This window comes from Chryseobacterium oncorhynchi (assembly GCF_002899895.1).
GTDB classification, from domain to species: Bacteria; Bacteroidota; Bacteroidia; order Flavobacteriales; family Weeksellaceae; genus Chryseobacterium; species Chryseobacterium oncorhynchi.
Map to the genome: position 1 here is coordinate 44,640 of NZ_PPEI02000006.1, position 13,524 is coordinate 58,163.

Annotated in this window: 14 protein-coding genes; 10 read left to right on the plus strand and 4 right to left on the minus strand. The window is 35.2% G+C overall.

Annotated elements, in window-relative coordinates; all coding sequences use genetic code 11:
• The first annotated feature begins 21 nt into the window (after positions 1 to 21).
• The 4 genes from C1638_RS18060 to C1638_RS18075 are packed head-to-tail and all read left to right on the plus strand — an operon-like array spanning position 22 to position 4,570.
• Positions 22 to 1,311: a sigma-54 interaction domain-containing protein gene (locus C1638_RS18060; protein ID WP_109623347.1), complete on the plus strand. Its 1,290-nt coding sequence runs from the start codon at positions 22 to 24 to the stop codon at positions 1,309 to 1,311.
• A 14-nt stretch (positions 1,312 to 1,325) separates the two neighbouring features.
• Positions 1,326 to 2,027 (plus strand): DUF4013 domain-containing protein, encoded by a 702-nt coding sequence (locus tag C1638_RS18065; RefSeq protein ID WP_109623349.1) that lies wholly within the window; start codon positions 1,326 to 1,328, stop codon positions 2,025 to 2,027.
• Positions 2,017 to 2,568 (plus strand): LPS assembly lipoprotein LptE, encoded by a 552-nt coding sequence (gene lptE, locus C1638_RS18070; protein WP_109623523.1) that lies wholly within the window; start codon positions 2,017 to 2,019, stop codon positions 2,566 to 2,568. Before C1638_RS18065 ends, lptE begins: the two co-directional genes overlap by 11 nt.
• 1 nt (position 2,569) lies before the next feature.
• Entirely contained in the window at positions 2,570 to 4,570 is a 2,001-nt protein-coding gene (locus C1638_RS18075; RefSeq protein ID WP_109623351.1) for a tetratricopeptide repeat protein, read from the plus strand.
• Between the two features lie 38 nt (positions 4,571 to 4,608).
• On the opposite strand, the gene C1638_RS18080 is transcribed toward C1638_RS18075, so the two are convergent.
• The 4 genes from C1638_RS18080 to C1638_RS18095 form a co-directional block, all read right to left on the minus strand.
• The gene (locus tag C1638_RS18080) at positions 4,609 to 5,214 is read right to left on the minus strand and encodes a DUF4126 domain-containing protein (protein WP_109623353.1); all 606 of its coding nucleotides are present in this window, start codon (positions 5,212 to 5,214) and stop codon (positions 4,609 to 4,611) included.
• Between the two features lie 188 nt (positions 5,215 to 5,402).
• The gene (gene rnpA / locus C1638_RS18085; RefSeq protein WP_109623355.1) at positions 5,403 to 5,774 is read right to left on the minus strand and encodes a ribonuclease P protein component; all 372 of its coding nucleotides are present in this window, start codon (positions 5,772 to 5,774) and stop codon (positions 5,403 to 5,405) included.
• Entirely contained in the window at positions 5,774 to 6,499 is a 726-nt protein-coding gene (locus tag C1638_RS18090; RefSeq protein WP_109623357.1) for a tRNA threonylcarbamoyladenosine dehydratase, read from the minus strand. Before C1638_RS18090 ends, rnpA begins: the two co-directional genes overlap by 1 nt.
• Positions 6,492 to 7,118: a TatD family hydrolase gene (locus C1638_RS18095; RefSeq protein WP_109623359.1), complete on the minus strand. Its 627-nt coding sequence runs from the start codon at positions 7,116 to 7,118 to the stop codon at positions 6,492 to 6,494. The genes C1638_RS18090 and C1638_RS18095 overlap by 8 nt, the downstream gene beginning before the upstream one ends.
• Positions 7,119 to 7,214: 96 nt before the next feature.
• Between C1638_RS18095 and C1638_RS18100 the strand changes: the two genes are divergently transcribed.
• From C1638_RS18100 to C1638_RS18125, 6 genes are all read left to right on the plus strand, one after another.
• Positions 7,215 to 7,844 (plus strand): TetR/AcrR family transcriptional regulator, encoded by a 630-nt coding sequence (locus tag C1638_RS18100; protein ID WP_076553179.1) that lies wholly within the window; start codon positions 7,215 to 7,217, stop codon positions 7,842 to 7,844.
• Between the two features lie 103 nt (positions 7,845 to 7,947).
• Complete coding sequence (locus C1638_RS18105; RefSeq protein ID WP_076357087.1) at positions 7,948 to 8,943, plus strand: outer membrane protein assembly factor BamD; 996 nt, start codon at positions 7,948 to 7,950, stop codon at positions 8,941 to 8,943.
• 42 nt (positions 8,944 to 8,985) lie between these two features.
• Positions 8,986 to 9,309 (plus strand): DNA-directed RNA polymerase subunit omega, encoded by a 324-nt coding sequence (locus C1638_RS18110; protein ID WP_034681463.1) that lies wholly within the window; start codon positions 8,986 to 8,988, stop codon positions 9,307 to 9,309.
• A gap of 123 nt (positions 9,310 to 9,432) precedes the next feature.
• Positions 9,433 to 10,638 carry a bifunctional phosphopantothenoylcysteine decarboxylase/phosphopantothenate--cysteine ligase CoaBC gene (gene coaBC, locus C1638_RS18115; protein ID WP_109623360.1) on the plus strand — a complete coding sequence of 402 codons (1,206 nt, stop codon included), beginning with the start codon at positions 9,433 to 9,435 and terminating at the stop codon, positions 10,636 to 10,638.
• A 36-nt stretch (positions 10,639 to 10,674) separates the two neighbouring features.
• On the plus strand, positions 10,675 to 11,577 hold the full coding sequence (porD, locus tag C1638_RS18120; RefSeq protein WP_109623362.1) for a type IX secretion system protein PorD: 903 nt from the start codon (positions 10,675 to 10,677) through the stop codon (positions 11,575 to 11,577).
• Positions 11,578 to 11,777: 200 nt separating this feature from the next.
• Complete coding sequence (locus tag C1638_RS18125; RefSeq protein ID WP_109623364.1) at positions 11,778 to 13,427, plus strand: DNA repair protein RecN; 1,650 nt, start codon at positions 11,778 to 11,780, stop codon at positions 13,425 to 13,427.
• Positions 13,428 to 13,524: the final 97 nt, after the last annotated feature.

Consider the following 13,524-nt stretch of genomic DNA (forward strand, 5'->3'; position numbering starts at 1 on the left):
TCAATAATCAAAAATTTACTTATGAGCAACGAGTTACAAAACATAAAAAACCGCTTTGGAATTATCGGGAATTTTCCGGCACTTAATAGGGCCTTGGAAAAATCTATCCAGGTTGCCCCTACAGACATATCCGTTCTTGTTATTGGGGAAAGTGGAGTAGGGAAAGAATTCATTCCAAAGATTATCCATTCAGAATCCAAAAGAAAACATCAGCCTTATATCGTAGTAAACTGTGGGGCAATTCCTGAGGGCACCATAGATTCCGAACTGTTCGGACACGAAAAAGGAGCTTTTACAGGAGCTACAGCAACCAGAAAAGGATACTTTGAAGTAGCGGATGGAGGAACAATCTTTTTGGATGAGGTGGGAGAGCTTCCTTTACAGACGCAGGTTCGTCTTTTAAGAGTACTGGAAAGTGGTGAATTTATGAAAGTAGGTTCTTCACAGGTTCAAAAAACCAATGTGAGGATTGTAGCAGCTACCAACGTTAATATGATGAAGGCTATTCATGACGGAAGATTCCGTGAGGATTTATACTATCGTTTGAATACTGTTCAGATTGATATGCCGCCTTTAAGAGAAAGAAAAGGTGATATCCATTTGTTATTCAGAAAGTTTGCTATAGACTTTGCGGAAAAATACAGAATGCCGGAACTGGAACTGGAACCTAATGCCGTTCATTATATAGACAACTATTCTTTTCCGGGAAACATCCGCCAGCTAAGAAATCTTGTAGAGCAGATGACCGTTGTGGAAAGAAACAGAAATATCACAGTAGAAAAGCTTGCAGAGTACATTCCAATGGAAACGCATCTTCCAATGGTGGTTAATAACCAGAGTACACCAAAGCAAAATGACTTCGGAAGCGAAAGAGAAATTATGTATAAAATTCTCTTTGATATGAGGAATGATATTAATGATTTAAAATCCTTAACTTCGGAATTGATAAAGAACAGAGGAACGGCAGACCTGAGTAATCATGAGAAAAACCTTATCAATAGGATTTATACTCCGGAAAGCCAAGCACAGGTCAACTCAGGATCCTTATTGTATTTTGAAAATAATAACGATGCACCAACGGTTCAGACCCCAACCATTATTTCAAGTCCTGAAGATAGTTATGAAGACTTTGAAGACATTGAAGTAGAAGAAAACAGGCCAGAATCACTTTCTCTTCAGAACAATGAAAAAGATTTGATCATCAAAGCATTGGAGAAACATAAAGGAAGGAGAAACAGAGCGGCAGACGAGCTGGGAATTTCTCAGAGAACTTTATATAGAAAAATAAAACAATATAACCTGGAAGATTAAACACAATATAAATAATGAAAGTAATTTTAACACCTAAACCAATCAATTTTAAACTTGGAGAATATATTAATAAAGGTTTTGAACTTTTAAAGAAAGACTTCGGTAATATTTTTATAGCATTTTTAGTATGCTGTATCATGTCAATTATTCCTTTTTGCAGCCTATTAGCTATGGGTAATTTATATAAATACCTTCAAAAGCTTAATAGAAATCAGCCTGCGAGTCCAGGAGATATTTTTGACTTTAAAGATTTTATGCCTTATTTTATTTTGCAGTTAATTGTTTTTGGAGGTGTTCTGGTACTTTACATTCCTTTAATTATTGTGATGGCTATAACTGGAGGAATGTCAGAAAATAATGAAAACCCGGTTGCCGTTATTTTTATGATTCCTTATATATTTTTAATAATAGCAGCTATCTATTACTTTGTATTGAGAGGCTTCTATATTATCCCGTTAATCAGCCTTAAAGGAATTAAAGATATAAAAGAAGCTTGGAATATTTCAAAAGTAATGAGTAAAGGAAATCTAATATCAATTTTACTTTTTTCAATAGTAATCGGTATTTTAGCTCAGATTGGTATTATTGCTTGTGGAATAGGAATTCTTTTTACTATGCCATTTTTATACACTGCAAATTATTTTGCCTATGAAGATGCTATTCAACAAATTGAGCATGATGAAATTACTGAAATTGGATCTAAAAATGAATTTTAAAAATAAAAATATTAGTCTGAAACAGCCAATACTGGTTGGGGTTCTTTTTGCTTTGCTGGGAGTTCTAAATTCTTGTTATAGCTTTACAGGATCATCCCTTACAGATGAAAAGACCGTTCAGATCAATGAGTTTCCCAATAATGCAACCCTTGTAAACCCTTCATTATCACAACAGTTCTCAACAGATATCCAGAATAGATTTCTACAAAGAACAACCTTGAAAGGAACTAAAGAGAATCCTGATATCTTGATTGAAGGAGAAATTACAGACTATGCCATTACGCCAACTACGATCAGCTCTACCACATCGCAAACTCCTGCGGGTGGAGTGATACAACAGGCACAGAATAAGCTTACAATTACCGTAAAAGTGCATTATGAAAATAAAGTACATCCGGATTCTAGTTTTGATAGAACTTATACTGATGAAGCCGCTTTTAACAGCAACTTGTCACAATCTGATATCGAAGCTTCACAGGTGAAAATTGTAACAGAGAGAATTATTAACAAGATTTTTAACGACATTGTAGCGAATTGGTAAGATGAATCCCAGAGTTTTAGAATTAATAAAAAATCCGAAAAATATTCAATCAGAAGACCTTGGTCTTTTGAAAGAAGAGATTCACTCTTTTCCCTATATTCAAAATATAAGGGCGCTTCATTTATATGGAGTACACCTCTATGAAAAAGAAAATTATCAAAGAGAGCTTTCTACAACAGCAGCTTATACTACTGATAAAAAAATTCTTTATCAACTGATCAACGGGAAAATTCAGCAGGAACCTAAACCTGAAGCTGTAGAAGAAAAACAATCCTCCAAGATTGTTGAAAAACCTCGATATGCCTATAAAGAAAAAGCTTTTCCAATAAAAAGAGAAGATAATGTTTCTGAAAAGAATGCAGAAGAGGAAAAAGAGTCATGCATATTGCAGACTCCACAAGAGGTGAAACACATCTTTGTTAATGGCGAAAGAAACAGAATTTTATTTGAGGGCGAAGAAAATTTCCTTGATGAAAAAAATACTGAGACCATTGATCTTGAATCTACATTAGAATCCGGAACACTGGTTACTCAAAGATTAGAACCCCTATCGGAAGATGAACCTGTTCACCATAAAGAAGAGGAAACACAGGCTGAAATTGAAGAGAATACAGGTGAAAACTTCACTCCAACAACAGTTATTGATGAAAATGTGATCATTTCAGAAACTGAAGAAGAAAAAGTTGAAGAAGAAGAAAATCTAAGCTTTGAAGAAACAGAATCCTTATTGCCGACAGGAATTATTGAAGAAAATAAAGAAGAGGTAGCAGAGCCTGAAACCATTATTGAAAACGAGAATGTTTCAGTTTCTACATCCGAAGATGAGCCAAAAGAGGTTGAATTAAGCTTCCACGGAACTGAAGCGTTCATGCCTGATGTTAAAATACAGGGAAATAACGAAGAAGTGGCGGAAGTTGCTGAGATTTCTCAACCCAATGTAAATAAACATGAGGAGGAAATGAGACGTCTGATCGAGGAGGTAGAGAAAAAAATGAAAGAGACGAAGCCTGCTCCACAACCTGAGGAAGAAGAGCTGGAAGCTTCTGGAGATCATGAAATCAGCTTTGCTGAAACTCAGAATTTCCATTTTTGGTCTACCGGACAGGATGATCCGGAAACTAAAGACTTAACAACGGAACCTATACAACAGGAAAAAACTGTTGAACATATAGAAGAACCGGTAGAAGTTGTTGCTAAGGAAGAGATTGTAGAAGAAAAAGAAGAAGCAGCTACTGAAGTTCAAACCACTTGGAAACCGATGAGCCTTGAATCTAATATGCCTGATTCTTTAATCAAGAAGTCAGAGGAGACAGTTATCCCTGTAAAAGAAGAAGCTTCTGCAACAGAGACTAACAAGATTGAAAGCGTAGAACTTATTAATGAACCTAAAGCCGAACTGAAAGAATCAAATGAAGATGTTTTACCGGTTATAGAAGAAATTCCTGAACAGGCAGCAGATCAAATTGAAAACAACGAAGATTCAGCAGAGAATATAGGTACAGCTACTCTTAAAGAAGAAGCCCCTGTAATGAATGTTTCATTCTTTGGTTCAGATATTTCAAGCTTAAGAGTGGAAGAAGCAAAGAAAGAAAGATCAATAAACAAAGAAACAATGCCGGAGGCTGTAGTAGATACCCCTCAATCTTCTATCAATAGTAACGTGCCAGGGTTTATCAATACTTGGCAAAGTTGGCTGAAAATAGATAGACCGGAAGAGGTAGAAAAGGAAAAAGTTGAGATCAAAGAAAAAGCAATTGAGACTTTCATTGAAAATAATCCTAGGATCAGCCAGCTAAGAGAAGAAAGCTCCTACGTTGTAAAAGAAAAGAATGATGATATCTCACATTTAATGACGGAAACGTTAGCTAACCTTTATTTTGAGCAAAAGCTATATACCAAGGCGATAAAGGCATTTGAAATATTAATCAAGAAAAATCCTGATAAGAAAGAATACTTTCAAAGCAAAATCAAGGATATAAAAGATTTTAGAAGTAAAAACTAAAAAAAAAGTACAGTTATTTTAGCTGTACTTTTTTGTATTTAAACCTTAGGAGCACTTTTACTACTCCGTAATTTTTTCCAGGCTTTTCGTCCAAAGATAACCACAACAACCAGCAAGATAATAGCGAAAATAGCCGCAATAATAGGAGCTGCCATAGCAAGAACAGACATAATGCCCGCGCCGGCAGTTTCTGTGGTGCCTACAACAGAATTTCCCAGCCCACCTGTAGTAGCAGTAGAAGCGGCCCGTATTCCAGCAAAACCAGAGCTGATGGTGGCTGCTGTTCCTCCTCCGGCAATTAATGCTAAGGCCCACTGGGGAAATGTTCCAAGCTCAGCAAACTGGCTGGCAAATAAAATAGAACCGGCAACTGTAGCCATGGGAATAGTAACAGTGTCCAATAAATGATCAACAAAAGGGATGTAATAGGCCAGGATCTCAGCAACCGTGGCTATTCCTGTTGTAATAAGCGTTGGCAGACCTGCAAGCCACTCAAACTGCTCATTCATTGGGATCCAATGAAAGTAAGAAGCCAGGCTTACAATAAACATAGGTAAAAAGACTCTAAAGCCTGTTGCAGCAGCCAGTCCAATGCCGATAAAAGCACTGATTACATAGGAAAGGTAGGGAATATTGTCTAACATATTCGTTTTCAGATTTAATGTTTTCTATAAAATTACAAAAACTATCTGAGATTTGATACGCTATGAAATTTAGGTGAATAGAGGAAAATAAAAATCCGCGAGCAAAAAATCGCAGATCTTCATAAATCTCCGTAGGGAATTCACCAGTGAGAAGCTGTGATAGCTTCATATTGTTATATTAAAGAGTATTACTTGTTCTGTGCCTCACACAACTTTATAAACTGTGCTTCCACATCCTGAAACTTTTGTGGTATTTCGGGAGAAACCCAAAATAACATGGCAAGAGTTTTTTCTCCAAAAGCATTCTTAAATAAATCCTTATTCAAGCGGTAACATTCCCGAAGAAGTCTTTTGACACGATTTCTATGAACAGCCTTTTTGAAATACCTCTTTGAAACAGACACGCCAAACCTACCGCTTTCTACCGGAAGAGAAGGTTTGTCTTTCAAAATGATAATTCTTAAATTTCCAGAAGTCCTCCATTTACCTTTTTCAAAAAGTAAACCAATCTCTGTATTCATTTTGAGCTTTTCCGCTCTGGGATATTTGGTGTTGTGCATTAATCTTGTTTCACTAGGTGGTTGATAACTTCAGCAGCAGTATACAAACCGAAAATTGCAGGCATATAGCTAATGGTTCCGTAAAAAGATCTTTTATAATTGGTTCCGTCAGTCATTTTCAGGCTTTCTTCATCCTGAATATCATTGGCAAAAACACAACGAACTCCCTTGTCAATTTTCACTTTTTTCAACCTTTTTCTTACTTGTCTTGCAAGGTGGCAATGTTCGGTTTTGCTAATATCTCTTACCAATACTTTGCTTGGATCGGTTTTTCCGCCGGCTCCCATTGAACTTACAATTTTTATCCTTCTTCTTTTAGCAGCAATAATCAAACAAAGTTTAGGAGTAACGCTGTCGATACAATCCAAAACATAATCAAATTTTGCAGAATCCAAAACTTCATCCATTCTTTCAGGATTTAGAAACTCATTGATTTTGGTTAAATTAAGATCAGGATTAATATCTAAAAGTCTTTCTGCAACCACTTCTACTTTGTGTTTTCCAACAGTAGATCGCAAAGCCGGCAACTGTCTGTTGATATTGGTAATGTCCACTGTATCACCATCCACGATCGTCATATTTCCTACTCCGGCCCTTGCCAGAAATTCAGCAGCAAAAGAACCTACCCCGCCTAAACCAACAACCAAAACAGTGGCTTTATTCAATTTTTCCAAACCTTCTTCTTTTACCAGAAGTTCCGTTCTTTCCAACCAGTATTTATCCATTTCTTATCGTGTGTAAATTTTCTAAAATTTGTTCGTTGAGTTGTTCCAAAGAAATCTCTTTTATCTCCGAAACTTTTAGGTACAATTCTTCGATCTTAAAATCTTCATTGTCAGTTTCTAAAAAGAGTTTATCTAGTGGAGTATTTTTTAAAATATCCTGCAAAGATAAATTATACAAAACAGCTTTTCCAAAACTCAGGTAAAAATTATTGTTGAGAAGATCCGTTGCAATCTGTTGTTTCTTATTAAAACCATGAATGATCATAGCCTGACTAGACTTTTTCCTAAACGAGATGACCTCATAGAACTTTCTCACACAATGAATAATGATTGGTTTTTTTACCTCATTGGCTATTTCAATCTGTTTTAAAAAAACTTCTTCCTGAATTTTTTGATCAATTGGAACCATAGAATCCAGCCCACATTCACCAATTGCAAAGCAATTTTGGAACATCATACTTTTTATCCAGCTAAGCTGTAGGTTGATATTAATAACATCAATATCATTAGGGTGAATGCCTATTGAATAAGGAAAATCTGGCGAAATCTCTTCAATATCCAAATTGTAGATTCCGTCTCGGATATTTTTTTTATGATGGTGAAAATCAAAAAATTCCATTTTCAAAAATACTATTATTTAGAATTAATTAAAAATTATTAAACAATCGTTTATAAATGTGTTAAAAATTTCTTAACTTTACTCAAAGTACACTTCATGAAAAAAAAATTTACAGAAAAACAGATTCACATACTGGATATTGCAGAAGAGCTGATTGCAAAAAAAGGATACGAGGGAACTTCTGTAAGAGATATCTGTTCTAAGGCCAATATAAACGTCGCCATGATCTCTTATTACTTCGGTTCCAAGGAGAAAATGATGTCTTATCTCTATCAGTATAGAGTATTGAAGACCAGGGAAAATTTCTCAGAATTTGCAGATACCATCAAGGATGGAAAACCTGAAATGCAGATGCGTGAGATGATAAAATATATCGTTTCCCAACTATTCAAATACAATTATTTTCATGGGTTTGTTACTCAGGAGCTTCGTCATACGGAGAACCTAAAAGATGAATTGCTGGACTTCTATCAGCTGTTTGTAAAGAAACTGGATGAAGTGATTAAAAAAGGAGTTGCTTCCGGAGTCTTTACCTTTACTCCAAAACCAGAAGATATTCTTACCATGATTATTGGTTCCACATTGTTTGTAATCCGAAACAAAAACTTTTATGAACTTTACGTACCAAGCAAAAATGAAGAAGCCTATGCAAAAGAGGCTGAAAAAAAGGTGAGAATGAATCTTTTATTGAGCGTTTTTGCTATTTTGGGATACGCTGCAGACTAAATTTACGTTAAATATTCATAAAAAAAAATCTATTGACAAAAAAGTTATATTTTTGCAAATTAGTAAATCGGCTGTGTAATCCGAAAACTGTTGAATTTTTTATATGAAAAAATATATTTTAGGTCTTTTTGCTGTAGCAGTAATTGCCTCATGTGTAAGCCAGCAGGAAAGAGCAATGAAGAGCGCTGATAAAGAGTTTATCTTAAAGGCGGCTAATGAAAACTTCGCGAAGAAAAAGTGGAAAAATGCATTGGCTCTTTACGACAGGCTTGCCAATCTTGTGGCAGGAACAGATGACTTTCCTAACGTAGGTTTCAATACAGCGTATGCAAACTACTATGACAAGAACTATAAGCTGGCAGGGCATCAGTTTAAAAATTTTGCAGTAAACTTTCCAAAGGATCCAAGAGCAGAAGAAGCAGCTTATATGTCTGCATTATGCTACTATGAGGGATCTATGGATTACAACCTGGATCAATCGAGTACAGAATTGGCTATCAATGAACTTCAGGATTTCCTGAATAATTATCCAAATTCTGAAAGATCAAAAAATATTTCTCAACTTATTGATGAGCTGTCTTACAAATTGGAATTCAAAGCCTATGAAAACGGAAGACAGTATTTCAAAATGGGACAGTATAAAGCAGCCAATGTAGCATTGGAAAACGTATTGGAAGATTTCCCAAGTACAAAACTTCGTTCGAAAATTTATGATTATATCATGAAGTCACGTTATGAATTGGCCACAAAGTCAATTTATGATCTTAAGGATGAGCGTATTGAAAGTGCTTTGACCTATGCAAAAATGGTAGAGAAAGAGCTTCCTAATACAGAATATTCCAAAACTGCAGCTGATCTTAGAGTAAAGTTGGAGAAAGAAAAACAAAACTTTGTTGTTGTTAAAAAGCAAACTGAAGAAAGAATTGCAGTTTTAACAGCAAGACAGAAAAAAGAAGCAGATAAACTGGCTAATCAAAATAAAGCAGACCAGCAAATTAAAGATCAGATTAGCAATGAAAAGCAAGCAAAGCAGATGCAGAGGGACAGCGCAGCCCTTCAGACGCCTCCACCTGCAGCGACTTTCAAAATTCAAAGATAATTCGTAAATTTGCCATCTTATAAATAAAATAATTTTCTCAAAATGAGTGTAAAAGATACAAAAGCAGAAGTAAATACTATCACTTACGATAAGGATAAGATTGAAGATAAAGTAGGTTCAATCTATGAAGCTATTGTTATCATGGGAAAGAGAGCAGAGCAAATCAATGCGGAGATCCGTACGGAACTTCACAATAAATTAGACGAATTTGCTGTTCACAATTCTACATTAGAAGAAGTTTTCGAAAACAGAGAACAAATTGAGATCTCTAAGCATTACGAAAAGCTTCCAAAGCCAACTTCAATCGCTATTGAAGAGTGGTTAAACGAAGATGTGTATTTCAGAAAAACAGAAGAGAGAAAATAATCATCTGTCTTTTTTATAAACGAAGGTCATAAAAGAATTCTGTTCTTTTATGACCTTTATTGTTTTAAACCCTTATTGTGGGAAAAAATAAGTATTTTAGTATTTCAAAAAAATTAAAGCTAAATGAGTGTTTCCGGTAAAAAGATACTTATCGCCGTTTCAGGAGGAATTGCGGCTTATAAAGTTCATTTTCTGATAAGGGATTTTGTGAAAAAAGGAGCTGAAGTACAGGTAATAATGACTCCCGATGCAGAGCATTTCGTCACCAAATTGAGCCTGTCTACATTATCCAAGAAACCTGTTTATTCTGATTTTTATGGAGATAACGGAACCTGGAACAGCCATGTGGAATTAGCCTTATGGGCAGATGTCATGATTGTGGCACCTTGTACAGCAAATACCTTGGCTAAAATGACTCATGGGATGTGTGATAATCTCGTTATTGCAACCTATATGTCAGCAAAATGCCCTGTGTTCATTGCTCCGGCAATGGATTTAGATATGTATGTACATCCATCTACAAAGAAAAACTTAGAGCTAGCTGAAAGTTTCGGCCATACAATCATTCCTGCAGAAAATGGAGAGCTGGCAAGCGGACTTATCGGACAAGGAAGAATGGCAGAACCTGGTACTATTTTTAATGCTATTGAAGATTATTTTACAGATAATACAATAACAAGCAGTCTTGAGGGAAAAACAGTCTTGATTACGGCTGGCCCTACTTATGAAGCCCTTGACCCGGTAAGGTTTATAGGAAATCATTCTTCAGGTAAAATGGGATTCTCTTTGGCTGAGGAAGCTTCAAAAAGAGGAGCAAGGGTTATCCTGATCTCTGGACCAAGCTCTCAAACTCTTAATGATAAAAGTGTAGAACTTCATAAGGTAACTTCAGCCAAAGAAATGTTGGCAAAGGTATTTGAGTTCTATGATAAAATAGATATTGGGATTGCAAGTGCTGCAGTTGCAGATTATGCTCCAAAGGAGATTGCCAAAGAGAAAATTAAGAAAAATGATGAGAATCTCACCATTGAATTGGTTAAAAATCCGGACATTCTTAAAACAATGGGAGAAAAGAAAACCCATCAGTTTCTGGTAGGTTTTGCTTTGGAAACTCAAAATGAAGAAGAGAATGCAAAAGGAAAGCTGGAAAAGAAAAATCTTGATATGATTGTTCTGAACTCTCTTCGTGATGAAGGAGCCGGCTTTAAAAATGATACTAATAAAATCAAGATATTTACCAAGACTGAGAAAAGAGAGTTTGACTTGAAGTCGAAAGGAGAAGTTGCAAAGGATATTCTCAATTTTGTTGAATCTCAGCTTTTAAAATAATTTTAATAAATTTCCGTTCTCAATTTTTAATAGACAATGAAAAAAATTATAAGTTTATTTTTTCTGTTTTTTATATGTAACCTTGGTTTTTCTCAGGAATTACTGGCTACAGTTCAGGTTAATTCCCAGCAGATAGGAGGAAGTAATCAGCAGGCATTTAAGTCATTGGAAAAAAGTCTTAGAGACTTTATCAATAATACCAGCTGGACAGGAAAGAAATTGCAGAATTTTGAAAAAATTAAATGTGGCTTTGCCATTGTTATTTCAGAAAGGAATGTAAATAAATTCACAGGAACAATTGTTGTGCAGGCAGTACGTCCTGTTTATAACACAACCTACGAATCTCCTTTACTCAATCTTAATGATCAAAGATTCAGTTTTGAATATATTGAGAATGAAAACCTTATTTTTAATGAAAGGCAGTTTTCCGGCAAAAACCTTACGGATGTCATCAGTTTCTATATTTACCTTATTTTGGGATATGATGCAGACAGTTTTCAGTCGATGGGAGGAAGCCCGTGGTTTTCAAAAGCTCAGCAGATTGCCCAAAACGCTCAAAACAGAAACTATGATGGGTGGAATACCATTAATGAGCCTAGAAGCCGTTCAATATTAATTAATGAAATTATCAACCCTAACTGGAGCCAGTTGCGCTCTACCATATACACTTATCACAGATCAGGAATGGATAATCTTTTCAATCAGGATCAGACGGCTGGCAAGAAAGTGATTTTTGATGCCCTAATGCAGCTTAAAAAATATGAAAATTCATTCCAACAGGGATTCTTTTTCAATCTGTTTATGGATACAAAAAGTGACGAGATCTTCAATATTTTCAATTCCGGAAATAATGGTGGGCTTATTCTTAATGATTTAAAGCAAACCATGATTATTCTTTCACCAAAAAATAGTGAGAATAAGTGGAATAAATGGAAATAATGACCAATCGGGGAAAGGTTGAAGAAACGATTGACCGGATGCTCCATTTTTTGAGTATCTAGATAAAAACTTTTATGAGCTGCTTACTGAAATTTCAAAAAAGTTTGTCTGCGGATTAATCGATATTTGTCATTTCTGCTTTCATTAAAAAAACATATTTTTACCATTCAAACTCCAATTGGATTATAACCAGATTATCAATGCTTTCGAGAATTTACATTAAAAATTTTGCCTTAATTGATACCTTAGAAGTATCATTGAAAAATGGTTTACAGGTAATAACTGGTGAAACAGGTGCCGGGAAATCCATTATCCTGGGAGCACTGCGACTTATTTTAGGAGAAAGAGCAGATGTAAAATCCATCGCCAAAACCGAGGAAAAAAGTATTGTAGAAACTGAGTTTGATCTTAACAACCAGTTTAAGAAGTTTTTCATTGAAAATGATCTGGATTATGAACATCAGACCATTATCAGGAGAGAAATCCTCCCATCAGGGAAATCCCGTGCATTTATCAACGACGTTCCTGTGACGCTGGATGTTCTTAAAGAACTTTCTTCTCAACTGATTGACATTCACTCTCAGTTTGAAACATCTAATCTTTTTACGTCAGAATATCAATTTAAAATTATTGATGGACTTTCTGAAAATAAGAAGATTATAGAAGAATATCAGCAGGGATTTTCAGATTTTCAGAATCTGAAGATGCTGCTTAAAAAACTGAAGACACAACTTTCAGAATCTACTAAAGAAAGCGATTATAAAGAATTTTTACTTAACGAACTGGAAGAATTAAAACTGGATGATGTAGACTTTGAAGATGTTCAAAATCAGTTATCTATTCAGGAAAATGCGGGGATGATTTCTGAAAATGTAGGACAGATTTTATCAAGATTTCACCAGGAAGAAATCGGGATTCTTTCTTTCTTTAATGAAGCAAAAGCTAAGCTTTCCAGAATTTCTGAAGTTTCTACCAGCTTTGCAGAGCTTGATCAAAGGCTTGAGACCTCTTTTGTAGAGTTGAAAGATATTATTTCCGAACTTGAAGATGAGGCAGAAAAAGTAGAAATTAATCCTGAAAATCTTGTATTTCTTACAGAACTGAACAATAAGATCAATGCGTTATTTCTTAAGCATAATGTTTCAGATCTTAATGAATTGATAGAAATAAGAAACGAATTAGCAGGAGATCAGAAAGGAGCTTCAGAGTTGGAATCACAGATTGCTGAAACTGAAGAAAATATTTCTAAGAAAGAAAAAGCACTTCAGACACTTTCTGAAAAGCTTTCTAAAAATAGAAAAAAGAATGTTCCTGTTTTTATTAAAAAAGCAGAAAGTCTTCTTAAAAAATTGGGTCTTGAAAAAGCGAAAGTAGATATAGAGCTGCAGGATACTGCCGAGTTTAATCCGTTCGGAAAAGAGAATATTCAGCTTTTATTTCAGGCGAACTCAGGTTTTCCATTAAAGCCGATCCAGACAGCAATTTCCGGAGGTGAAAGATCAAGGGTAATGCTTGCTGTAAAGAAAATTATTGCAGAAAGTGATGAGCTACCTACACTTATTTTAGATGAGATTGATACCGGAGTTTCAGGAAAAGTAGCAGAGGAAATCGGGAATCTTATGCGTGAAATGTCTGAAGATATGCAGTTGATTGTTATCTCTCACCTTGCACAGGTTGCCGCTAAAGGAAATGATAACTACAAGGTTGTAAAGCAGGATATTGCCGGAAAAACCCAGTCTACTATTATTCCTTTGAGTGATGAAGATAAACTGAACGAAATTGCCCAATTGCTTTCCGGAAGCAAAATTACAGAGGCAGCTCTTGCACAGGCAAAAGAGTTGATTGGCTAATGTGTAATATCCTTTACTCAAAATCTTTTTAGGGTATTTTGAGATTTAAAAATCTGCCGGAGAAAGTCATATTCTTTACTCATGAAGAACATTTACG